This is a genomic window from Amycolatopsis sp. NPDC003865, assembly GCF_053605345.1.
Map to the genome: position 1 here is coordinate 55,839 of NZ_JBSGJA010000028.1, position 21,054 is coordinate 76,892.

Below are 21,054 nucleotides of genomic sequence, written 5' to 3' on the forward strand. Positions count from 1 at the left end.
GTGCGGTACCTGCTCTTGATCGCCGGCGACGAAACCGCCGAAGAACACCAGTACGACGGCTGCGACGGCTGGGGTGAAGACCTCGCCCGCCGCGGCAGGATCCACGGCGGCGGCGGCCTGCGCCCGCCGTCGGAAGCCACCACGATCCGCGTCCGCGACGGCGAAGTGCTGCTCACCGACGGGCCCTTCGCCGAAGCCAAGGAACAGATCGGCGGCTACGTCGTCATCGAGTGCGACGACCTCGACGAAGCACTGGAGATCGCGGCCGGGCACCCCGCCGCGACCTACGGCAGTATCGAGGTCCGTCCCGTCTTCGTCCCGGAGGAACCCTGATGCCGTCCATCGTGGACCGGCCCGCCCAGCCCTACGTCGCCGAGCGCGCGACCCTCGGCATCGAAGAGTTCCCGCGCATCGCCGACCGGCTGCCCCCGCTGATCGGCACGCTCGCCGGGCACGGGATCGTCCCAGCCGGGGCGCCGTTCTTCCGCTACCGCGTCCTGCACCCCGGCATGCGGTTCACCGTCGAAGCCGGCGTCCCGGTCGAGGGCGGGTTCACCCCCGAGGAACCGGCGTTCCGCGGGGAGGTCCCGGCCGGGAAGTACGTGCTCGAGACCTACGTCGGCGCCCCCGACGGACTGGCCGCCGCGACCGAAGCGGTCCTGGCCTGGGGCGCCGCCGAGGGCCTCACGTGGGACGTCACCGAAGGCGCGGGCGGCGAGGAATGGGGCGGGCGGCTGGAAGTGCTGCGCACCAACCCCCTCGAGGTACCCGACCCCACCCAATGGGTCACCGACCTGCTCTTCCGGCTCGCGGACTGATCAGCGATCGGTGAGCACGGCCGCCACCAGGCAGCCGAAGCCGGCCGTGCTCACCACCGCCCGCAGGACGTTCCAGCGCACCCACACCGCCTCGAAGTTCGCCCGCACCGCCGCGTAGTCGTCACCGCCGGACTCCAGCGCGTTGTTCAGCGGGATGTTCACCACCCCGGTGATCACGAGCATCGCCGCCAGGCAGGCGAACCCGGCGATCACCCACGGCCGCGGCCCCGGGGCGAGGAAGATCGCCACGCCCGCCAGCAGCGGCGCACCCAGGAACGTCAGCATGAAGACCGGGTTGACGATCGCGACGTTGATCCCGCGCATCGCCTCCACGAACGTCTTGTCGTCGCCGCGGCCGATGCCCGGCAGCACCGAACACGCGTAGGCGTAGAACAACCCGGCGATCAACCCGGCCGCGACCAGCGCGGCCACCAGCACCACAGTGGACATCGGTCTCTCCCTCCCCTTCACCGGGCCCAGACCCCGGTCGCCGCCGCGACGCCGCCCACCACCACGAAATTCGTTGTCATGGCAGTGAGTCAACCGGGCCACGGTGAGACTCTCCATAGTTCACAGCCTCGATCGCATGTTCCAGCGTCTACACTGCGGCCATGGACCCGCTCGCCGCGCTCCTCAACGGCCCCCGCGCCCACGGCGCGTTCCTGCTCCGCTCGGTGCTGACCCCGCCGTGGTCGCTGCGCATCGAAGACCGGGCGCCGCTGACCGTCGTGTCGGCCGTGCGCGGCGAGGCGTGGATCGTCCCCGACGCCGGCGAAGCCGTCCTCCTGGGCGAAGGCGACGTCGCGATCGCCCGCGGCCCGGACCCGTACCTGGTCGCCGACCACCCCTCGACGCCGCCGCAGGCGCTGATCCTGCCCGGCCAGGAATGCCGCACCCCCGACGGCGGCCACCTGACCGGCTACGCCGACCTCGGGGTCCGCACCTGGGGCACCGGCGGTCCGGTCGTGCTGCTCACCGGCACCTACGGGATGGCGGGGGAGATCAGCAAGAAGCTGCTGGCCGCGCTGCCGGCATTGCTCGTCCTGCGGGCCGCGGACTGGCCGACCCCGCTGGTCGCCCTGCTGGCCGGCGAAATCGGCCGGGACGTGCCGGGACAGGAGGCCGTTCTCGACCGGCTGCTCGACGTGCTGCTGATCGCCGCGCTGCGCGCCTGGTTCGACCGCCCCGGCACGAACGCGCCCGCCTGGTACCGCGCCCACCACGACCCGGTCGTCGGACAGGCCCTGCGGTTGCTGCAGCACCAGCCCGCCGAGCCGTGGACGGTCGCGAAGCTCGCCGCGAACACCGGCGTCTCCCGGGCCGCGCTGGCGCGGCGGTTCGCCGCGACGGTCGGCGAGACCCCGATGGCCTACCTCACCGGCTGGCGGCTGGCCCTCGCCGCGGATCTCCTGCGTCAGCACCCCGAGGCGACGATCGCCTCGGTCGCCCGCCAGGTCGGCTACGGCAGCGCGTTCACGCTGAGCGCGGCCTTCAAACGCGAGTTCGGCGTCAGCCCGCAGGGGTACCGGACGGCGTGAGCGGCACGGAACTGTGCTCGTGCACGATCTTCCAGCCCGCCTCGCCGCGGCGGAACCCGAGGGTCGCGCGCACGGCCATGTCCACGTCGGTGCCGTCGGTCATCGTGCCGCGGACTTGAAACACGTAGTGCGCGAAGCCGGCATTCCCGTCGGCGACCACTTCGAGATCCCGGATCCGCAGGTCGATCGACGTCCGGTAGGCGCCGAACCACTCCCGCAGCCGGTTCCGTTCGACGTCCCGGCCCGTGCCGCGCACCGGGCCGAGCGCGTCGAACAGCGTGACGTCCTCGGCGTACTGGGCCACCAGTGTCTCGACGTCCTTCGCCGCCACGGCCGCGACCCGGGATTCCACGAGCGCGGTGAGTGCCGCGGTCACCGGAGGGCCTCGCCCAGCCGGTCGAGCCAGTCGCCGGTGCCCTGCTCACGCCAGGCCGGCTCTTCGGCGCCGTCGAGGAACGTGCCCTGCTCGGTCAGGACCAGCCGGGTGCCTTCGCCTTCGGCCGCCAGCTCGACGGTGGTGATCGAGACCGTGGCCAGCGTCTTGCCGCCGCTGAGCGTCGTGGCGTAGACGATCCGCTGGTCCGGCACGATGTCGTGGTAGGTCGAGACGACCGACAAGGCCGTGCCGTCCGGGCCCGCGGCGTCGACGGTTTCCCGGCCGCCGACGCGGAAGTCCAGCTCGTGCGTGCTGCCGGGGGCGAACCAGCGGGCCTTCGCGGCCGCGTCCGACCACGCGGCGAAGACCCGGGGCGGCGGGACGGGGTAGGTGCGTTCCAGCGTGAAGGTGGCGTGCCTGACAGTCATGTCGTGCTCCCTTCCGACGTATCGGGCGGCTCGGCGAGGAAGTCGCCGAGCCGGTCGAGCCTGCTCTCCCACGTCGTGCGCTGACGTCCCAGCCAGTGCTCGCCCTCGCGCAGCACCGCGGGCTCGATCCGGCAGGTCCGGACCCGGCCGACCTTCTCCGAGCGCACGATCCCGGCGGATTCGAGCACCTGCAGGTGCTGCACCACGGCGGCGAGCGACATGGTCAACGGCTCGGCGAGCTCGCTGACCGACGCCGGCCCGCGCACGAGCCGCTCCACCAGCGCCCGCCGCGTCCGGTCGCCCAGGGCGCGGAACACCAGGTCCAGCTCATGGTCAAGCATGTACTTAAGTTATGCCCGGCTCCCCTGATAGTCAAGTAACTACTTGAGCATTGCCGCGATGTCCTCGGGCAGCTCCAGTCCCGGCATGTCCCGCAGGACGGTCAACACCCCGCTCAACGCCCGTTCCGCGGCGTCGGCCCGGGCGGCCGCCGCCCGCAGCTCGGCGCCGAGACTGGTGGTGGTCTCGTGCATGGACCGGACGGTCTGCTCGTGCGCCGCCTGCAGCTCGGCCAGCCGCTCGTCGAACCGCGCGCGCAGGCGGTCGGCCTCCGTCCGGGCCTGGTCCTGGGCGGCCTGGTGGGCAGTAGCCGCCTTGGTCAGCTCGTCGTGGGCGGCGTCGAGCCGGGCGGTGGCGGCATCGGCGCGCGATTCGGCCGCCTCGAGCCGGAGCGCGGCTGCCTCGGCGCGGCTCTCCGCGGCCTGGCCGCGGCCGCGTTCCTCGTCGAGAGCCGCCCGGGTCGCCGCGAGTTCGGCGGTCAGCGCGGCGATCGTTCCGGCGCGCTCGCCGGCGAGCGCGCCGGAGGCATCGGCCCGCTCGGCGACCCGGGCCAGCTCGTCCCGCACGGCGGTCAGCTGCCCTGCGGCCCGCTGCTGTTCGTGCAACGCCTCCCGCTGAGCGCCGCGGGCAGCGTCTCGCTCCCGGATCGCCGCGGCCTTCTCCTTCTCCGCGGCCGTCGCGGCGGCGGAGGCTTCCTCGGCGATCTCACGAGCTTGTGCGGCGTCGGCTTCGGCGAGCCCGCGCTGACGGCGGTGCTCGTCGGCTTCGGCCAAGGCGGCGTCCCGTTCGGCGAGGGCGGTCGCGGTGGTGGCTTCGAGCTGGTGCCGCAGGGTGGTGAGCGTCTCGACGAGGCCGCGAGCGGGTTCGAGGACCCGGTCGACCTGCCCGGCGAGCGCGGTGACGGCGGTGTCGTCCAGCTCGGTGTCGCTCTCCCGCAGCGACTCGGCGTCCGACAGGACGGCCTCGGCGTCCCGGCAGGACAGGTTCCGCCGTCCCCAGGTCTTCCCGTCCTGGCAGAACCGCGCCCGGCTCCCCCGGCCCACCGCCGGCGGCAGCGGCGCTCCGCAGCGTCGGTACTCGCACACCCGCAGCTGACCTGCGTCTTCCGTCATGATCGAGAGCGTATCAAAGCTTCTAATTAGAAGTAGAACTAGCTGTTCAGAATTAGAAGATAAGAAGTAGGTGCCTTGAGTTTGGATAAGGTCACATATCCCAACTCAGAACGGTCTAGGAGGGCGCGGTGCGATCAAGGGGTGCGAGGGGGGCCGCGAAAAACTAGGACCCCCTCGGATCGTCAACCGAGAGTTGACGATCGCTTCCGTTCCAGCAGTGCCCGCTCGGCGGAGTTGCCGGTGAGGTCGATGGCCGCCGTGTAAGCCGCCGCCGCTTCCCCGCCGCGACCCAGCCGGGCCAGCAGGTCCGCGCGGATCGCGTGGAACAGCGGGAACCGTTCCAGCTCCAGCTCGTCCACCAGCGCCAACGCGGCAGCGGGACCGTCGACCTCGGCGACCGCCACCGCCCGGTTCAACGCCACCACCGGCGTCGGCGTGAACGCCTGCAGCTGGTCGTACAACGCCTTGACCTGGGACCAGTCCGTCGGCGCGTCGCTGTGGACGGCCTGGATCGCCGCCTGGACCTGGTACGGGCCCGGCTGGTTGCGGCGCAGGCAGCGCCGGACGATCCCCTGGCCTTCGGCGATCAGGTCGGCGTCCCAGCGGGACCGGTCCTGATCGGCCAGCAGCACCACCTCGCCGGACGCGGACGTGCGGGTCGCCCGGCGCGCGTCGATCAGCAGCATCAGCGCGAGCAGGCCCTGCACCTCCGGCTCGTCGGGCATCAGGCCGGCCAGGACGCGGGTCAGGCGGATCGCCTCGCGGCACAGGTCGTCGCGGACGAGGTCCTTCCCCGTCCTCGCCGTGTAGCCCTCGTTGAAGATCAGGTACAGCACGGCGAGCACCGCCGACAACCGCGCGGGCAGGTCGGCGTCCTGCGGGACGCGGTAGGGGATGCCGGCGTCACGGATCTTGTTCTTCGCCCGGACGATCCGCTGGGCCATCGTGGGCTCGGCGACCAGGAACGCGCCGGCGATCTCCGCGGTGCTCAGCCCGCCGAGCAGCCGCAGGGTCAGCGCGACCTGGGTGGGGCGGGCGAGTGCGGGGTGGCAGCAGGTGAAGATCAGCCGGAGCCGTTCGTCGGGCACGGCGCCCTCCTCGACGGGCTCTCGTTCGGCGTGCAGCAACGCTGCCTGGGCGTGTTTGCCCGCGCCGGCGGCCTCGCGGCGCAGCCGGTCGATCGCGCGGTTGCGGGCGGTGGTGATGATCCAGCCCGCCGGGCTGGGCGGGATCCCGGTTTCCGGCCACCGCCGGACCGCCTCGGTGAAGGCGTCCTGCACGGCCTCCTCGGCGATGTCGATGCTGTCGAACACCCGCACCAGCACCGACACGGCGCGGCCGTACTCCGCGGCGAAGACCTCTTCGACGGTCATCCGGCGAACGGCCGCACCTCGACCGGCAGCGGCGCGACGGCGTCGGCGAGCCTGCCGCCCCAGGCCAGCGCCGCGTCGAGGTCGGGCGCGGTGATGATCGTGAACCCGCCGAGGTGTTCCTTGCCCTCGGTGAACGGGCCATCGGTGACGACGGTGTCGCCGTTGTCCGCGCGCAGCACGGTCGCGGTGGACGGCGGGTGCAGCCCGCCGGCGAACACCCAGGCCCCGGCCGCCTTGAGGTCGGCGTTCAGCGCGTCGAGCTTCTTGACGACGCCGTCGAGGACCTTCGGCGGCGGGGTCGGTCCGTCGGGCTGGTAGATGCTGAGCAGGTACTGCTTCACGTCGGCTCCTTTCGCTGCCGTCACCGCTCATACGAACAGCGCCCGGCCGGATCGACAGCGTTCGCGGACGAATTTCGCGTGGACGCCGCTGGCAGGATCACCCTATGAGGATCCGCGCGTCCGACCACCGAACCACCGTCACCGCCCGCGGCACCCGCGGGCCCGCGGTGCTGCTCGTCCACTCCCTCGGCGTGGACCGCCGGATGTGGGATCCGGTGCTCGACCGCCTCGCCCGAGGACGCCGCGTGTTCGCCTACGACGTGCGCGGGCACGGCAGCGCCGCCGGAGCGCCGCTGCCGTTCACCATGGCGGCCACCGGCGCCGACCTCGTGGCCGTGCTGGACGCGCTCGAGCTGGACACCGCCCACGTCGCCGGGCTGTCGCTGGGCGGGGCGATCGCCCAGACCGCCGCCGTCGCCGCGCCCCGGCGCTTCGCCTCGCTGACCCTGATGGCGGCGCCGGACCGGCCGGTGCCCGAGGCCTTCGAGCAGCGAGCGCGGCTCGCCGAAACCGACGGCATGACCGCGCTCGTCGCGCCCACGCTGGACCGCTGGTTCACCCCGGAAGCCCTCGAAGCGGACACCGAGGGCGTGCGCTACGCCCGCGAGTGCGTCGCCTCGTTCGACCCGGTCACCTGGGCCTCGATCTGGCGCGGCTACGGCGGGCTCGACGTCTACGCACGGCTGCGGGACTTTCCCGCGCCGGTGCTGGCGCTCGCCGGGGAAGCGGACGCGTCGATCCCGGTCGAGGGCATGGCCGCCATCGCCGGCCGGATCGGCGGTGGCGCGAAGTTCGAGGTCGTCGCCGGCGCCCCGCACATGCAGACCCTCGAACGCCCCGGCGAGGTGGCCGACGCCCTGGACCGGTTCCTGCCCGCGGAGATCGACATCCCGTAACCTCGGCGCGTGCCCGAGCTGGAACCGGTGACCGCCGCCCTGAGCCCGCAGGAGCGGCTCGCCCTGCTGGACGAGGCCGCCGCGCGGCACGTCGACGAGCAACGGCCGCCCAACACGCTCAAGGCCTACGCCCAGGACTGGCAGGTCTGGCAGGACTACACCGCCGAAGCCGGGATCCCGCCGCTGTCGGCGTCGATCGGCGCGCTCACCGGGTTCGTCGTCTGGCTCGAACGCGGCCGGACCCTGCGGCCCGCCGAACGCGCCGTGCCCGAAGTGCCCGAGCGGGCCGCTCCGGCGGCGCCCTCGACGATCGAACGGCGGCTCACCGGCGCCCTCGCCGGGCTGCGCCACCACAAAGTCTTCGTCGACCCCGAAGCGAGCCGCGCCGCGTGGCGGGCGCTGAAGGGCTACCGGCAGCGGCTGGCCAGGGACGGCATCCAGCGCGGCCGCGGCAAGGCGACCATGGTCACCCTCACCGACCTGCGGGCGATGTCGCGGGCCTGCCCGGACACCCTGGCCGGCGCCCGCGACCGGGCGATGCTGCTGATCGGGTTCCCGATCGCCGCCCGGTGCTCCGACCTGGCGAACCTGCTGGTCACCGACGTCGAGCCGGTCGACGACCGGGGGCTGGCGGTGACCGTGCGGCACGGCAAGAGCACCGGCGCCATGGTCGTCCCGCGGCGCGAGAACCCCGACACCGACCCGGTGCGGGCGTGGCACGCGTGGCGCTCGGGAGCGGGGATCGCCGAGGGTCCCGCGTTCCGCCGGGTCGACCGGCACGGCAACGTCGGCGAGCCGCCGCTGAGCACCACCGGCGTCAACCAGATCCTCACCCGCGCGGGCGTCCGCGCGGGCCTGCCGTACCCGGTGACCGGGCACTCGCTGCGGTCCGGGTTCGCCACCGAGGCCCGCCGGGCCGGGGCCGACGACCTCGCGATCGCCGACCAGGGCCGGTGGGTGCGCGGCAGCCGTGCGCTGTACGAGTACATCCGCCGCGTCGACCAGTGGGACGACAACGCCGCGGGCGTGCTCGACCTGTGAGTCACGGCGTCCGCGTGGCGCCGACGACCTCGCCGTCGAGGCGGGCGAGCCAGCTGCCGCAGACGCAGCGCACGTAGTCGAGCCGGTGGGTGGCGGGCCGGGCCGCGCTCGCCGGCAGTTCGGCGAGTGGCCAGCCGCAGCGGGGGCAGCGGTTTCCGTCCATGTCCCGATCGTGCTGTAATGACTTTGTGCACTTCAACCCTTACGGTGGCGCGGCCGCGCTCGTGGCCGCCGACCTGGTGAACGCCGGGTCGGCGAGCGAGCTGCTGGCCGGGATGGTCCGCAACGGCATGTCCATCCCCGCGCTGACCGACGAGGAAGCGACGCGGATCGCGACGTGGGCCGGCCGGTTGCGGCCGGTGTTCGCCGCCGAGCCGGCCGACCGCCCGGAACTGGTCAACGACCTGCTGGCCGAAGCGGCGTGCCGCCCGTACATCACCACCCACGACGGCAAGCCGCCGCACCTGCACTACTCGGCCGAGGACGCCGGGCCGGTGGGCCGCGTCCGCGCGTACACCGCGGGCGGGCTGGCCCACCTGGTGTGCGAAGCCCCTGACCGCCTGGGCGTCTGCGGCCGCGAAGGGTGCGAAACGGCGTACGTCGACACGTCCCGCAACGGCCGGCGGCGGTTCTGCTCGACCCGCTGCGCGACCCGGGTGCACGTCGCCGACCACCGGGCCCGGCAGGTCAGCGCTTAACGGCTCGCCAGGGCTTCCGCCCCGGGCGGAAGGCGCACGCCGGGCGCCCGCTTAGACTGCCTGCATGAGCAAGCGCTTAGTGGCCATGGGGGACTCGTTCACCGAAGGTGTCGGGGACGAAGACCCGGCCGCCCCGAACGGCGTGCGCGGCTGGGCCGACCGCGTCGCCGAACAGCTCGCCGGCCGCGAGCCGGGCTTCCGGTACGCCAACCTCGCCATCCGCGGGAAGCTGCTGCCGCAGATCCTCGGCGAGCAGCTCGAGCCGGGCCTGGCCATGGCGCCCGACCTCGTCACCCTCTACGGCGGTGGCAACGACCTGATGCGGCCGAAGGTCGACATCGACGCGCTGATGGCCGACTACGAAACCGCCGTCGCCCGGATCCGCGCGACCGGGGCCGAGCTGGTGCTGTTCACCGGCGTCGACGGCGTCGAGGACGCGTTGTTCCGCAAGATGCGCGGGCGGGTCGCGATCTACAACGAGTTCGTCCGCGCCATCGCCGTCCGCCACGGCGCGCACCTGGTGGACATGTGGGCCATGCGGCAGCTGCGCGACCGGCGGTTCTGGGCGCCGGATCGCCTGCACCTCAACGCCTACGGCCACACCGAGGTCGCCATCGCGGTCCTGACGGCACTGGGCGTCGAGCACCCGCTCAAGGGCGCCGAGCTGGGTCCGCGCGAGGTGCTCAGCCCGGCTGCCCGCCGCGGCCAGAACCTGCGGTGGGCCCGCGAACACGCGCTGCCGTGGGTGCGCCGCCGGCTGCGCGGCGAATCCTCCGGGGACACCCTCACCGCGAAGCGCCCGGAACTGGCGCCGGTGGACTCAGCGCCGCTCCCCCGCTGACGGGCGCAGACCGTCGAAGAGGATCGTCACGGCCCGGTCGCGCAGCCGCGCGTCCCGGCCGGCGTACTCGGCGGCCTTCGCCACGCCGATGATGATCGTGATCAGCTCGCCGGGGACGAGGTCCTCGCGGACCGCGCCCGCGGCCTGGGCGCGCGACAGCAGCACCCCGAGCGCGCCGAGCAGCCGGCCGCCGATCTCGGACTTCGCCTTCGGCACGGTGACCCCGGCGGCGGTGAGCGCCTCGAAGTAGGCGTTCTTCTCGCTGGACATCTCGATCCAGCCGGCGAGGAACGTGAAGAACGCCCCACCCGGATCGGCCGAGTCGGCCGCCACGACGGCTTCGGCCTCGTCGGCGAAGCGGTGCAGGCGGGCGACCAGCACGGCCTCGAGAAGGGCTTCCTTCGTCGGGAAGTGCCGGAACACCGTGCCGATGCCGACGCCGGCGGCGCGGGCGACCTCTTCGGTCGGTGCCCCGGTACCCTTGGCGGCGAACACGCTTTCGGCCGCCTCCAGCACGCGTGCCCGGTTGCGCCGGGCGTCGGCGCGCAGCGGTTTCGACTCGGTGGGCTCAGCGGCGGCGGGGGTCACCTCCCGATCGTACTGCGCTGCTGGTGGCCGATCCGGCGACAGCCACGGCCGATGGCGTTCGGGGCAACGGTTCCGTGCTGCTCGGCGGCGCTGCTCGGCGGCCTACTCCCGGCCGGATCGGTCCCGGGCCGGGTCGTCGAGGGCGTCCAGCACCCGGGCCAGCGCGCGCGGCACGTGGGAACGCCAGCCGCCGCCCATGATGCGCCGGGAGACGCGCTGGAACTCGTCGTCCGGGTCGAAGCCCTCATGGCTCAGGAACAGCCGGGTACCGGCGCCCTCCGGTGCCAGCCGCCAGGTGACCGTCCACTGCGGACCCCAGCGGATGCTGAGCTTGCGTTCGGGCTCGACCTCCAGGACCTCGCACGCCACCGGGCCGCCGGCGAACCCGGCGGCGGGCACCGGCTCGGCCAGCAGCTCGAACCGGTGGCCCACCACGGGTTTGATGTCGTTGGGCATGCTGATCCAGCGTTCCAGCAGGTCCGGTTCGGTGAGCGCGCGCCAGACCTTGCGGGGCGGGTGCGCGAGGAACTGATCGACGTGGATCGCGGTCGGGTCGTCGTCGGTCACAGGTCCTCCTCGTCGAGCAGGTCACGCAGGTTCGCGAGCTTGCTTCGCCAGAAGCGCTCGTAGGGCGTGAGCCAGTCGGCGACTTCTTCGAGCGGAGCCGCGTCCAGACGGTAGACGCGGTTGCGGCCCTGCCGCTGCTCGCTGACCAGGCCGGCCTGCCGAAGCACCCGAAGGTGTTCGGAGAGGCTGGGCCGGGCCATGGCGAACCGCTCGGCGATCGCGCCGGCCGCCATCGGACCGTCCAGCAGCAGCCGCAGGACTTCGCGCCGCGCCGGGCTGGCGAGGGCGGCGAAGACGTCGTCGTTGACCGGCATCAGTTCGGCACGTTGCCGAAGTCCGACGGCTGGAGCAGGCCGATCGCGTGGCCGTCGAGGTCGGTGAACGACGTCGCCCGCCCCCACGGCCGCTCGTCCGGCTCGGCGACCTCGACGCCGGCCGACCGCAGCGCGGCGACGTCGGCGTCGAGGTCGGTGGTCTGCAGCTGGAAGTGCCGCGGGCCCGGCTCGACCCCGGTGACCTGCTGGTCGGTCAGCACCACGCCCGTCTTCGCGCCCTTCGGGGCGACCATCACGAACCGGCCGCCCTCCGGCGTGCGGCGGTCGACCAGCGCTTCGAAGCCGAGCTTGCCGACGTAGAAGTCGCGCGCGCGGGCGTGGTCGGCGACGGGCAGGGTCAGGAACTGCACGTGGGTGATCGTCATGGCGCCGACAATACGTAGGAGATCTCCTACATGTCAACGGGGGTGCCGAACCACCGTTCGAGGGCCGCGCGCAGCGCCTTCCGGTCGGTGTCGTCGGGTTCGGCCGAGCCGGAGGCCCAGGCGACGTAGCCGTCGGGGCGGATCAGCATCGCGGTCGCGTCCGCCTCCGCCCGGCCGGTGACGAGGTCGACGCGATCGGTCCAGCCGTGCAGCTCGGCCGCGAGCGAGCCGGTGAAGTCCAGCAGCAGCGGCCGGGCGGTGCGGGTCAGCTCGGCCAGCCGGGTGCCGTCGGCCAGGACCAGGTCCGGGGCCCACCGGCCGTCGAGCGGGTGGGCGGTGCCGGGTTCGTAGCGGACGTCGGCGCCGGACATCAGGTCGGCGATGTGCTGGACGGTGCCCGGCAGCCGCAGCAGTTCGCCGAACAGCTCCCGCAGCGCGGTGACGTCCCGGCCGGGCGCGATCAGCGCGGACTGGGCCTGGGTCTGCATCACGACGCGCTCGGCGACCGGGCGGCGTTCGCTCTCGTAGGTGTCGAGCAGGCCGGCGGGCGCCCAGCCGTGCAGTTCGGCGGCGAGCTTCCAGCCGAGGCCGACGGCGTCCTGCAGGCCGAGGTTCAGGCCGGGGCCGCCGATCGCGGAGTGGACGTGCGCGGCGTCGCCGACCAGCAGCACCCGGCCGGCGCGGAACCGGTCGGCCAGCCGGGTGTTGCGCCCGCGCAGCCGCCGCAGCAGGTGCGGTCCCTCGCCCTGCGGCGGCCCGATCGGCAGCGCGAAGCCGAGCACGCGCTCGATGCTCGCGCGCTGGTCGTCGAGGGTCATCGCCGGCTCGTCGGCGGGTTCCTCGTCGTCGGTCCACTCCATCGTCGTGACGAGCGGCCCGGTGGGGAACGGCGCGTAGACGAAGAGCCCGGTTTCGGTGCGGTAGTGGAAGAACGGCGGGATGACGCCGTGGCCGGGCACGGACAGCCCGCCGGACGCGCGGTCGACGAACTCGGCCGGGACGGTGGCGTTCGAGGTGAGGGACAGGGTGCGGTCCTCGGTGACACCGGGGAAGCCGATGCCGGCGAGCTTGCGGGTGACGCTGCGGCCGCCGTCGGCGCCGACGAGGTATCGGGTGGTGAGCCGGCCGGGACCGTCCGGTCCGGTGAAGTCGATCGTGACGGCGTCGGCGTCTTGGGTCAGGCCGGTGACCTCGTGGCCCCGGCGGATCTCGACGCCGAGCTCGCCGGCGCGTTCGGTGAGCATCGCCGCGACGCGCCGCTGCGGCACGCCGAGGATGTTGAGCGAGTTGTGCTCGGGCAGCGTGAGGTCCAGGCGCATCGCGCCGAAGACGAACGCCGGGACGGGCGGGCCGATCGGGCCGGCGAGGCGGTCGTGCAGGCCGCGGCGGTCGAGCAGGCGCACGACCTGGCCGACCAGCCCGTTGGCGCGGTTCTCCTCGGTCGGCTCGGGCAGCCGTTCCAGCACGAGCGGGCGGATGCCGGCGAGGGCGAGTTCACAGGCGAGCATCAGGCCGTTGGGCCCGGCGCCCGCGATGACGACGTCTTCCATGGCGGAACTCCTTGCGGTGAAAGGGCATGACGAAGAAACCCGGCGACGTGGGCGGGCGTAGGGCGGTGGGATTCAGCGTGGTTCGGGCAGACCGGCGGCCAGCCGGCCGAACACGTCCCGCAGGAGCTCCTCCATCGACTGGGGCCGGCCGGCCAGGAGCCACTGCTGCGTGACGGTGTTGAGCGCGGCACCGACGACGCCCGCGACGAGCCGCGGGTAGACGTCCTTGGCCGCGTCGGTGCCGGTGCGTTCGGCCACGACGAGCGCGATCTCGGTTTCGGCCGCCGCGCCGGCTTTCTGGAACTCGCCCTGCAGCGCGGGTTCCGCGACCATCAGCCGGAGGCCTTCGACCCACGCCTGCTCGGGCGGGCGCCCGCCGGTGACCGGCTCACCGAGGGCGAACCCGGCCAAGGCGGCTTCGGTGATGGCCGTCCAGATCGGCTCGCCGTCGGGTCGCTGCCGCAGCGCTTCGGCGATGGCGCGGGCCCGGTCGTGGTGGCGGGCGACGATGGCTTCGCCCTTGCTGCCGAAGTAGTTGCTGAACGTCCGGGTGGAGACCCCGGCCTCGGCGGCGATGTCTTCGATCCGGACGTTGTCGAAACCGCGTTCCACCGTGAGCCGGATGGCCGCCCAGCTCAGCGCGATGCGCGTCTCCTGCTTCTTGCGCTCGCGCAGCCCTTTGGCGTCCATGGGACCAGCGTAGCGGAACTTGCCGAATCTGCAAAGTTGCAGATTCGGCAAAGTGTGGGCGGACCGTTCATCACCGACTGGACGAGATACCGGCCATCGATCGCCGAAACCGTCGACGGGCGTCACACTGTTGTGTGACGTCAGTCACTGGAGGTGTTGCGACATGGTTTTGGGCGACAGCGGAGTCACTCACAAGGTGGAACCGGACAGCAAGTCCGGGAAAGTGCAGGTACGACGTGCGGCGCTGGCGAGCGCGATCGGCACGACCATCGAGTGGTACGACTTCTTCCTCTACAACACCGCGGCGGCACTGGTCTTCCCGCACCTGTTCTTCCCCGCGTCGAGCGCCTACGCGGGCGCCATGCAGTCCTTCGCCACCTACGCGGTCGGGTTCGCCGCCCGCCCGGTCGGCGCCGCGATCTTCGGGCACTGGGGCGACCGGATCGGGCGCAAGGCCACCCTGATCGTCACGCTGCTGCTGATGGGCATCTCCTCCGGCATTGTCGGGATGCTGCCCGGGACGTCGGCCATCGGGTTCGCCGCGCCGCTGATCCTGGTGCTGCTGCGGCTGATCCAGGGCATCGCCATCGGCGGCGAGTGGAGCGGGTCGGTCCTGCTCGCCATGGAATGGGGTGACCAGCGCAAACGCGGGCTGCTCGGCAGTTTCGCGCAGATCGGCGTCCCGGTCGGGCTCGTGCTCGGCACGGGCGGGATGACGCTGCTGTCGGCGACCCTCTCCCCCGCCGCGTTCGACTCCTGGGGCTGGCGGATCCCGTTCCTGCTCAGCCTGGTGCTCGTCGCGGTCGGTCTGGTGATCCGGCTGAAGATCCTCGAGACGCCGATGTTCGCCAAGCTGGTCGAAAACCGGCAGACCGCGCGGACGCCGGTGCTGGACGCGCTCCGCCACCACTGGCGGGAGATCCTGCTCTCGGCCGGCGTGCGCTTCAGCGAACAGATGCCGTTCTACCTGTTCACCAGCTACGTGCTGATCTACGTCGTGTCGCGGCACGAGTTCAGCAAGACGTTCGTGCTCAACGCCGTTCTCGTCGGCGCCGCGTGCGAACTCGCGCTGATCCCGTTCTTCTCGGCGCTGTCGGACCGGATCGGGCGCAAGCGGGTGTACCTGGCGGGCGCGGTGTTGACCGCCGTGATCGCGTTCCCGTACTTCACGATCCTGGCGCACGGCAACCACGCGCTGGTCTTCGTCGCGGTGGTCGTGTCGTTCATCCCGCACGCGCTGCAGTACGGGCCGCAGGCGGCGTTGATCGGCGAAAGCTTCCCGACGCACCTGCGTTACGGCGGCGCGGGGCTGGGCTACCAGCTGGCGTCGGTGTTCGCGGGCGGTCCGGCGCCGCTGCTGGCGACGTGGCTGCTGCACACGACCGGGACGCCGTACTCGATCTCGGGCTACATCATCCTGTCGGCGGTGGTCACGGTGCTGTGCGTGGTCTTCCTGCGCGACCGGTCGAAGGCCGACATCGACGACGTGACCGTCTACCGGCGCTGAACCCACGGAAAAGGGCCCGCCCACCAGAATTCGGTGGACGGGCCCTTTCTCACGGACGTGTCAGCGGCGCGGGCCGCCGAACGGGGGCTGCTGCGGGAACGGGCCGCTGCCCGGGTTCTGCGGGCCGCCGAACTGGCCCGGCGGCGGGGACTGCGGCGGCGGGCCCTGGTACTGGCCGCCCTGGGGCGGCTGCTGCGGTTGCGGGAGCGGCTGGCCGCTCTGCGGGGTGGGCGGGTTCTGCAGCGGCTGCGGCTGCTGCGGGGCCGGCGCGACCTCGGTGCCGCGCTCCTCGTCCGCCTCCGGCTCGGGCTGCTGCTGCACCGGACGCGGGATCGACGGCCGCGCGGGCGGCGCGGACGGGGCCCCGAGGGCCGGGACCTCCTTGCGCGCCACGGCTTCCGCGGCGGCCACGGCCTCGGCGACCTTCGGGTCGCTGGAGGTGTCGAACCAGCCCTGGACCTCTTCGTCCTCCAGCTCCGGCTTGTCCGGGACGTCGTCGTCCTTCGGCGGCTCGTAGCGGAACACGCCGTCGTCGCCGGGGGCGCCGAGCGCGCGGGCGAAGCCTTCGAGGGCCTTGCCGTAGTCGCTGGGGATCATCCAGACCTTGTTCGCGTCGCCCTGGGCCATCTGCGGCAGCGTCTGCAGGTACTGGTAGGCCAGCACCTCCGGCGTCGGGCGGCCGGCCTTGATCGCGGCGAACACCTTCTCGATCGCCTTCGCCTGGCCCTGCGCCTGCAGGTACCGCGCGGCCCGTTCACCCTGCGCCCGCAGGATGCGGGACTGCCGCTCGGCTTCGGCGGCGAGGATCGCGGCCTGCTTGGACCCTTCGGCGGCGAGGATCTGGCTCTGCTTCTGGCCCTCCGCCGTCTTGATCGCGGATTCCCGCTGGCCTTCGGCGGTGAGGATCATGGCGCGCTTCTCACGGTCGGCGCGCATCTGCTTTTCCATCGAGTCCTGGATGGACGGCGGCGGGTCGATCGCCTTCAGCTCGACGCGGGCGACGCGGATGCCCCAGCGGCCGGTGGCCTCGTCGAGGACGCCGCGCAGCTGGCTGTTGATGGAGTCGCGCGAGGTCAGGGTCTGCTCGAGGCTCATGCCACCGACCACGTTGCGCAGCGTGGTGGTGGTCAGCTGCTCGACACCGACGATGTAGTTGGAGATCTCGTACACCGCGGCGCGGGAGTCGGTCACCTGGAAGTAGACGACGGTGTCGATCGACACCGTCAGGTTGTCCTCGGTGATCACCGGCTGCGGCGGGAACGAGACGACCTGCTCGCGCAGGTCGATCCGGGCGCGCACCTTGTCCAGGAACGGCACCAGGAAGGTGAGGCCGGGCGAGGCCACCGTGCGGAACCGGCCCAGCCGCTCGATCACCGCCGACTGCGCCTGCGGCACGACCATGATCGCCTTGGCTACCGTGATGATCACGAAGAGAGCCAGTAAGACGACCACGACGATCGCTACTGTGGTGGTCAAGAGATCTTCCCCTTACCTAGTACCATTCTTGCGCGGTTGACGGTGGTCCGGGCGCCGCGGGCGGGCTCACCTCGAGCTTGAGCTCCTTCGCGGCGATGCCCCAGCGGCCGGTGGTGTCGTGCAGGACCGTCCACACTGTACGGTGCAGTTCCCCCGGTGCGGTGACGGCGCGCTCGCCGGTGGTCAGGCTCGCCTCCTGCCGCAGGGCGGTGGTGGTCAGCTGTTCGATCGCGAACGCCGGGTTGCTGATCTCGTAGGTCGCCAGCCGCGGGTCGGTGACGGCGAAGACGACCTCGAAGCCGATGAGGACTTCGCGGCCGTCGCCGGTTTCGACCGGGCGCGGCGGGGCGGACAGGATCTGGTCGCCGAGGTCGACGCGGGCGCGGACCCGGTCGGCGAACGGCACGACGAAGTGGCGGCCGGGGCCGAGCACGGCGCGGAAGCGCCCGCCGCGTTCGATCACCGCGGCCCGGCCTTGCGCGACGGTGACGAGGCCGAGGCTCACGGCTCGGCCGACACGACGGCGGTGGCGCCGGAGATCTCGACGACGGTGACCGCCGTGCCGGGCTGGATCGGCGGGTGGTGCTCCGACAGGCTGCGGGCCGACCAGACGTCGCCGGCCAGCTTCACCTGCCCGGTTTCGTAGTCCACTGTGGACACCACGACCGCGCGGGCGCCGATCAGGGCCTCGATGCCGGTGCGGTGCCCGGTGCCGGCGAGGAAGCGGCGCTTGAGCGCGGGCCGGACCAGCACGAGCATGCCGACGGAGGCGACGGCGAACACGGCGACGTCGATGAAGACGTTCCCGGTGAGCACGTCGGCTCCGGCGCCGAACAGCGCACCGACGCCCAGCATGATCAGCACGAAGTCACCGGAGAGGACTTCCGCGATCATCAGGGCGATGCCGACGACCAACCAGACCACTGCCCATGCCATGGCTTCATGCTCTCAGATCGCGCCGGTTCGCACCGGCGTGGTGACGGGACGTGACCTCCGCGTGACCTTGGACAATTCGGACATTCAGCCCTCTTCCGCCGGCTCGGTGACGAAGTCGATGAGCCGTTCCACGGCCCCGATGAGCGGGGTCTCGAGGTCGCGGAAACTGCTCACTCCACTCAGCACACGTTGCCAGCCTTCGAAAGGTTGCCCCCAGCCGAGCGCGTCGCAGATCCCCTGCTTCCATTCGGTGCCGCGCGGGATCTTCGGCCACGCCCGGATCCCGACGGCGGCGGGGCGCACGGCTTCCCAGACGTCGATGTAGGGGTGGCCGGTGACCAGCACGTTCTCGTCGCGGATCGCCTCGACGAGCCGGGACTCCTTGCTGCCGGGGACGAGGTGGTCGACGAGCACACCCAGCCGCCGCCCGGGGCCGGTGCCGAACTCGGCGATCCGGTCGGCCAGGACGTCGACGCCGTCGAGGGGTTCCACGACGACGCCTTCGACGCGCAGGTCGTGACCCCAGACGCGTTCGACCAGCTCGGCGTCGTGCTTGCCCTCCACCCAGATCCGCGAGTCGCGGGCGACGCGGGCTTTCAGGCCTTCGACGCGGACCGACCCGGACGCCGAGACCCGGCGGGCCGGCTCCTTCGCCGGGGCTTTGAACGGCACGAGCGTGACCGGCTTGCCCTCCAGCAGGAACCCGGCGGGGGCGAGCGGGAAGACGCGGTGGCGGCCCTTGGCGTCCTCGAGCACGACGTTCCCGTACTCGATCTTCACCACCGCGCCGCAGTAGCCGCTGGCCGGGTCCTCGACGACCAGGCCGGGTTCGGCCGGGACTTCGGGCACCTTCTTGCGGCGCGGGCCGGCGAGCACGTCGTCATACGAGTGGGAGCGCACGACCAGGCAACCTAGTGGGCGCGAGCACCCGGACGGGTCATGCCACGCCGTCAGCGGGCGAGTTCGAGGACCCGGTCGGTGAACGGCGACGGCTCCCCGCGCCGCAGCGGCGCCAGCGCGATGAGCGGGGCCATGGCGACGCACCAGGCGCGGACGCGGTCGGCGTCGAAGCCGGTCACGTGCGGGGCGAGGGCGGCGATGCCGTCGTCGATCGTGCCGCCGTGGGCCATCGGGACGTAGACGAAGTCGACGGCGTCGAGCGCCGGGTCGCCGATGCCGGGCCGCGGGTCGATGGCGACGGCGCCGCGGCCGGGGCCCGCGTCGAGGACGTTCGCCGGGTGCAGGTCGCCGTGGATGAGCGTGACTGGGCCGCCGGCGGCGAGGTCGAGAGCGCGCCGGCGGCCCTTGTCGAGGATCTCGGCGCTCATGTGCGCCGCGGCGGCCGTTTCGCGGCGGCGGCGTTCGGAGAGGGTGAAGATGAACTCGATGCCCTCGGCCAGCCGCCGGAACTCGGCGCGCGGTTCGACCGAATGCAGCTGGTCGAGCATCTCGCCGATCTCCGCCCACGGGACGTCGCCGTCGAGCTGGGTGCCCGGAACCAGGCCTTCGAGGAGGATCGCGTTCGCGTCGAGGTCGGCGTCGAGCACCTGGACGACGCGGGAGCAGCCGGCCCAGGCACTCAACCCGGCGAACTCGAGCTGGGCGACCTCGGGGTCCGGGGTCAGCTTGAGCACGCGCAGGTCGCCGCCGGGACCGGCGCACAGCAGCGTGCGGCCGGTGTTGCCGGGGCGGGCCTCGCGGACGTCAAGGTTCCACCGGGCGCTCAGCCGGGCGACGAGGTCCGGGAGCGTGTCGCACCACGGCTCGGCCAGTTCGGCGCCGAAGCGGTCGACCAGCCGCGCGCGGGCGGCGTCGTCGATCAGAACAGGGGCCACGGGATGGCGCGCCAGTCGTCGCCGGGTTCGGGGAAGATGCCCTCGGCCAGCAGCACGTCGGTGCGCTCGGCCAGCGCCCGGATCTCGAACTTGGTGATGTGCTCGGCCAGGGTCGTGCCGAGGCCGCCGTCGAGCTCCGAGCGCAGCTTGCGCAGCTTCTCGACGGTGTCCGGCGGCACCGGCTCGCCGATCCAGCCCCAGAGGACGGTCCGCAGCTTGGGGTCGGTGTGCAGGCAGATGCCGTGGTCGCAGCCGTAGACGCGGCCGTCGACGCCGGGCAGCAGGTGGCCGCCCTTGCGGTCGGTGTTGTTGACGACGATGTCGAGCACGGCGAGCTCGCGCAGCCCGGCGTGGTCGGCGTGGGCCAGCACCGCGGGTTCGCCGAGGCGGTCGTGGGCGTGCAGCACCGGCCGCCAGCCGTCGGGGACCTCGTCGGGCGGGAGGACTTCGACGAGGTCGTCGTCGGTGGTCTCGATCCACAGCTGGACCATGCCGGGGCCGAACGGGCCGTCGCGCAGCACGGTCGGCGGGATGGCGCCGAGGCCGGCGGTGTCGCTGATGATCGCGGTGGCGACCTCGCGCCCGGCCAGGGTGCCGTCGGGGAAGTCCCACAGCGGCCGCTCCCCCGACACCGGCTTGTAGACGACCCGGCCGGTGACGCCGTCGAGTTCGATGGCGCAGAACAGCGTGACGTTGGAGGCGTCGACCAGGCGGCCTTCGACGTCGATGCGGCCGTGGGTGACCAGCTCGCGGGACGCCGGGTCGGCCGGATCGGGGGTCGTGGCCATGGTCAGTCTTCGTCCGCCTCGGTCTCGCGCCGGTAGCCGTTCTGCCGGGGGCAGATGTGCCCGTTCGGGTCCAGCGGCTCCCCGCACAGCGGGCAGGGCTTGCGGCCGGCGTTGACGACGCGGTCGGCGCGTTCGGCGAAGGCGCGGGCGGCGGCCGGGCTGAGGAACACGCGGACGGCGTCCGGGCCCTCCTCGGTGTCGTCCAGCACGACCGTTTCGTCGACCTCGCCCTCGGTGATGGCGAGCAGCTCGATGACGACGGCGCTGCTGTCGGCGTCCCAGCCGAGGCCCATGGTGCCGACGCGGAACTCCTCCTCGACCGGCACGGTGAGGGGGTCGACGTCGACGAGGTCCTCGGGGACGTCGTCGGGCACGTCGGCGCCGAAGCGGCTGGCGACCTCCTCGAGCAGTGAGCTGAGGCGTTCGGCGAGGACGACGACCTGCTGCTTTTCGATCGTGACGCTGATGGTGCGCACGTCCTCGGAAGCCTGGAGGTAGAACGTGCGATCGCCGGGCTCGCCGACGGTGCCGGCGACGAACCGATCCGGCTGGCGGAAGACGTGGATTACGCGAGACATAGCACTGTCGACCCTAGGCCACGGGCGCATGATCGGCA

General features: G+C 72.6%; 29 protein-coding genes. 8 read left to right on the forward strand and 21 right to left on the reverse strand.

The features are described from left to right. A complete protein-coding gene (locus ACWEVP_RS43230) occupies nt 1-333 on the forward strand; it encodes a YciI family protein (RefSeq protein WP_452068398.1) in 333 nt (110 codons plus the stop codon). Beyond that, nucleotides 333-818 carry an AraC family transcriptional regulator gene (locus ACWEVP_RS43235; RefSeq protein ID WP_452068399.1) on the forward strand — a complete coding sequence of 162 codons (486 nt, stop codon included), beginning with the start codon at nt 333-335 and terminating at the stop codon, nt 816-818. The genes ACWEVP_RS43230 and ACWEVP_RS43235 overlap by 1 nt, the downstream gene beginning before the upstream one ends. Here the strand turns inward: ACWEVP_RS43235 and ACWEVP_RS43240 are convergent, their stop codons facing one another. Beyond that, complete coding sequence (locus ACWEVP_RS43240; RefSeq protein ID WP_452068400.1) at nt 819-1,268, reverse strand: anthrone oxygenase family protein; 450 nt, start codon at nt 1,266-1,268, stop codon at nt 819-821. 161 nt (nt 1,269-1,429) lie between these two features. Between ACWEVP_RS43240 and ACWEVP_RS43245 the strand changes: the two genes are divergently transcribed. Beyond that, nucleotides 1,430-2,356, forward strand: coding sequence for an AraC family transcriptional regulator (locus ACWEVP_RS43245; protein ID WP_452068401.1), 927 nt, complete (start codon nt 1,430-1,432; stop codon nt 2,354-2,356). On the opposite strand, the gene ACWEVP_RS43250 is transcribed toward ACWEVP_RS43245, so the two are convergent. The 6 genes from ACWEVP_RS43250 to ACWEVP_RS43275 form a co-directional block, all read right to left on the reverse strand. Continuing rightward, a complete protein-coding gene (locus tag ACWEVP_RS43250) occupies nt 2,328-2,732 on the reverse strand; it encodes a YybH family protein (RefSeq protein WP_452068402.1) in 405 nt (134 codons plus the stop codon). The two genes, ACWEVP_RS43245 and ACWEVP_RS43250, sit on opposite strands and share 29 nt — an antisense overlap. Next, entirely contained in the window at nt 2,729-3,160 is a 432-nt protein-coding gene (locus tag ACWEVP_RS43255) for an SRPBCC domain-containing protein (protein WP_452068403.1), read from the reverse strand. The genes ACWEVP_RS43250 and ACWEVP_RS43255 overlap by 4 nt, the downstream gene beginning before the upstream one ends. After that, on the reverse strand, nt 3,157-3,501 hold the full coding sequence (locus ACWEVP_RS43260; RefSeq protein ID WP_452068404.1) for an ArsR/SmtB family transcription factor: 345 nt from the start codon (nt 3,499-3,501) through the stop codon (nt 3,157-3,159). The genes ACWEVP_RS43255 and ACWEVP_RS43260 overlap by 4 nt, the downstream gene beginning before the upstream one ends. A 39-nt stretch (nt 3,502-3,540) precedes the next feature. Next, nucleotides 3,541-4,611, reverse strand: a complete 1,071-nt coding sequence (locus ACWEVP_RS43265) for a hypothetical protein (protein ID WP_452068405.1) — start codon at nt 4,609-4,611, stop codon at nt 3,541-3,543. A gap of 182 nt (nt 4,612-4,793) precedes the next feature. Continuing rightward, nucleotides 4,794-5,984, reverse strand: a complete 1,191-nt coding sequence (locus tag ACWEVP_RS43270; RefSeq protein WP_452068406.1) for an RNA polymerase sigma factor — start codon at nt 5,982-5,984, stop codon at nt 4,794-4,796. Then, nucleotides 5,981-6,325, reverse strand: coding sequence for a YciI family protein (locus ACWEVP_RS43275; protein WP_452068407.1), 345 nt, complete (start codon nt 6,323-6,325; stop codon nt 5,981-5,983). Before ACWEVP_RS43275 ends, ACWEVP_RS43270 begins: the two co-directional genes overlap by 4 nt. A gap of 104 nt (nt 6,326-6,429) precedes the next feature. Between ACWEVP_RS43275 and ACWEVP_RS43280 the strand changes: the two genes are divergently transcribed. Further along, the gene (locus tag ACWEVP_RS43280) at nt 6,430-7,221 is read left to right on the forward strand and encodes an alpha/beta fold hydrolase (protein ID WP_452068408.1); all 792 of its coding nucleotides are present in this window, start codon (nt 6,430-6,432) and stop codon (nt 7,219-7,221) included. Nucleotides 7,222-7,230: 9 nt separating this feature from the next. Next, nucleotides 7,231-8,262, forward strand: coding sequence for a site-specific integrase (locus ACWEVP_RS43285; protein ID WP_452068409.1), 1,032 nt, complete (start codon nt 7,231-7,233; stop codon nt 8,260-8,262). A 1-nt stretch (nt 8,263) separates the two neighbouring features. Here ACWEVP_RS43285 and ACWEVP_RS43290 read toward each other — a convergent pair whose 3' ends face one another. Beyond that, the gene (locus ACWEVP_RS43290; RefSeq protein ID WP_452068410.1) at nt 8,264-8,425 is read right to left on the reverse strand and encodes a hypothetical protein; all 162 of its coding nucleotides are present in this window, start codon (nt 8,423-8,425) and stop codon (nt 8,264-8,266) included. A 25-nt stretch (nt 8,426-8,450) separates the two neighbouring features. Here ACWEVP_RS43290 and ACWEVP_RS43295 point away from each other — a divergent pair, with 25 nt between their 5' ends. Both ACWEVP_RS43295 and ACWEVP_RS43300 read left to right on the forward strand, forming a co-directional pair. Further along, nucleotides 8,451-8,960 (forward strand): CGNR zinc finger domain-containing protein, encoded by a 510-nt coding sequence (locus ACWEVP_RS43295; RefSeq protein WP_452068411.1) that lies wholly within the window; start codon nt 8,451-8,453, stop codon nt 8,958-8,960. 64 nt (nt 8,961-9,024) lie between these two features. Then, nucleotides 9,025-9,801: an SGNH/GDSL hydrolase family protein gene (locus ACWEVP_RS43300; RefSeq protein ID WP_452068412.1), complete on the forward strand. Its 777-nt coding sequence runs from the start codon at nt 9,025-9,027 to the stop codon at nt 9,799-9,801. On the opposite strand, the gene ACWEVP_RS43305 is transcribed toward ACWEVP_RS43300, so the two are convergent. From ACWEVP_RS43305 to ACWEVP_RS43330, 6 genes are all read right to left on the reverse strand, one after another. Beyond that, nucleotides 9,781-10,389: a TetR/AcrR family transcriptional regulator gene (locus ACWEVP_RS43305; protein WP_452068413.1), complete on the reverse strand. Its 609-nt coding sequence runs from the start codon at nt 10,387-10,389 to the stop codon at nt 9,781-9,783. The genes ACWEVP_RS43300 and ACWEVP_RS43305 overlap by 21 nt on opposite strands. Before the next feature lie 102 nt (nt 10,390-10,491). Continuing rightward, on the reverse strand, nt 10,492-10,956 hold the full coding sequence (locus ACWEVP_RS43310; RefSeq protein WP_452068414.1) for an SRPBCC family protein: 465 nt from the start codon (nt 10,954-10,956) through the stop codon (nt 10,492-10,494). Then, nucleotides 10,953-11,270: a metalloregulator ArsR/SmtB family transcription factor gene (locus ACWEVP_RS43315; protein ID WP_452068415.1), complete on the reverse strand. Its 318-nt coding sequence runs from the start codon at nt 11,268-11,270 to the stop codon at nt 10,953-10,955. The genes ACWEVP_RS43310 and ACWEVP_RS43315 overlap by 4 nt, the downstream gene beginning before the upstream one ends. Then, nucleotides 11,270-11,656, reverse strand: coding sequence for a VOC family protein (locus ACWEVP_RS43320; protein ID WP_452068416.1), 387 nt, complete (start codon nt 11,654-11,656; stop codon nt 11,270-11,272). Before ACWEVP_RS43320 ends, ACWEVP_RS43315 begins: the two co-directional genes overlap by 1 nt. Nucleotides 11,657-11,682: 26 nt before the next feature. Beyond that, nucleotides 11,683-13,206, reverse strand: a complete 1,524-nt coding sequence (locus tag ACWEVP_RS43325) for an FAD-dependent monooxygenase (RefSeq protein ID WP_452068417.1) — start codon at nt 13,204-13,206, stop codon at nt 11,683-11,685. Nucleotides 13,207-13,278: 72 nt separating this feature from the next. Further along, a complete protein-coding gene (locus tag ACWEVP_RS43330; protein WP_452068418.1) occupies nt 13,279-13,896 on the reverse strand; it encodes an acyl-CoA-like ligand-binding transcription factor in 618 nt (205 codons plus the stop codon). 163 nt (nt 13,897-14,059) lie between these two features. Here ACWEVP_RS43330 and ACWEVP_RS43335 point away from each other — a divergent pair, with 163 nt between their 5' ends. Beyond that, nucleotides 14,060-15,403 (forward strand): MFS transporter, encoded by a 1,344-nt coding sequence (locus tag ACWEVP_RS43335; RefSeq protein WP_452068419.1) that lies wholly within the window; start codon nt 14,060-14,062, stop codon nt 15,401-15,403. Between the two features lie 60 nt (nt 15,404-15,463). Here ACWEVP_RS43335 and ACWEVP_RS43340 read toward each other — a convergent pair whose 3' ends face one another. The 7 genes from ACWEVP_RS43340 to ACWEVP_RS43370 form a co-directional block, all read right to left on the reverse strand. Then, the gene (locus ACWEVP_RS43340; RefSeq protein WP_364456850.1) at nt 15,464-16,804 is read right to left on the reverse strand and encodes an SPFH domain-containing protein; all 1,341 of its coding nucleotides are present in this window, start codon (nt 16,802-16,804) and stop codon (nt 15,464-15,466) included. A gap of 91 nt (nt 16,805-16,895) precedes the next feature. Further along, entirely contained in the window at nt 16,896-17,384 is a 489-nt protein-coding gene (locus ACWEVP_RS43345; RefSeq protein ID WP_452068420.1) for an SPFH domain-containing protein, read from the reverse strand. Then, nucleotides 17,381-17,815 carry an NfeD family protein gene (locus tag ACWEVP_RS43350; RefSeq protein WP_452068421.1) on the reverse strand — a complete coding sequence of 145 codons (435 nt, stop codon included), beginning with the start codon at nt 17,813-17,815 and terminating at the stop codon, nt 17,381-17,383. The genes ACWEVP_RS43345 and ACWEVP_RS43350 overlap by 4 nt, the downstream gene beginning before the upstream one ends. An 84-nt stretch (nt 17,816-17,899) precedes the next feature. Then, a complete protein-coding gene (locus ACWEVP_RS43355) occupies nt 17,900-18,715 on the reverse strand; it encodes a DUF3097 domain-containing protein (protein WP_452068422.1) in 816 nt (271 codons plus the stop codon). 50 nt (nt 18,716-18,765) lie between these two features. Continuing rightward, complete coding sequence (locus tag ACWEVP_RS43360) at nt 18,766-19,650, reverse strand: aminoglycoside phosphotransferase family protein (RefSeq protein WP_452068423.1); 885 nt, start codon at nt 19,648-19,650, stop codon at nt 18,766-18,768. Continuing rightward, entirely contained in the window at nt 19,635-20,438 is an 804-nt protein-coding gene (locus ACWEVP_RS43365; RefSeq protein ID WP_452068424.1) for an SCO1664 family protein, read from the reverse strand. The genes ACWEVP_RS43360 and ACWEVP_RS43365 overlap by 16 nt, the downstream gene beginning before the upstream one ends. A gap of 2 nt (nt 20,439-20,440) precedes the next feature. Further along, on the reverse strand, nt 20,441-21,016 hold the full coding sequence (locus ACWEVP_RS43370) for a DUF3090 domain-containing protein (RefSeq protein ID WP_364456423.1): 576 nt from the start codon (nt 21,014-21,016) through the stop codon (nt 20,441-20,443). Nucleotides 21,017-21,054: the final 38 nt, after the last annotated feature.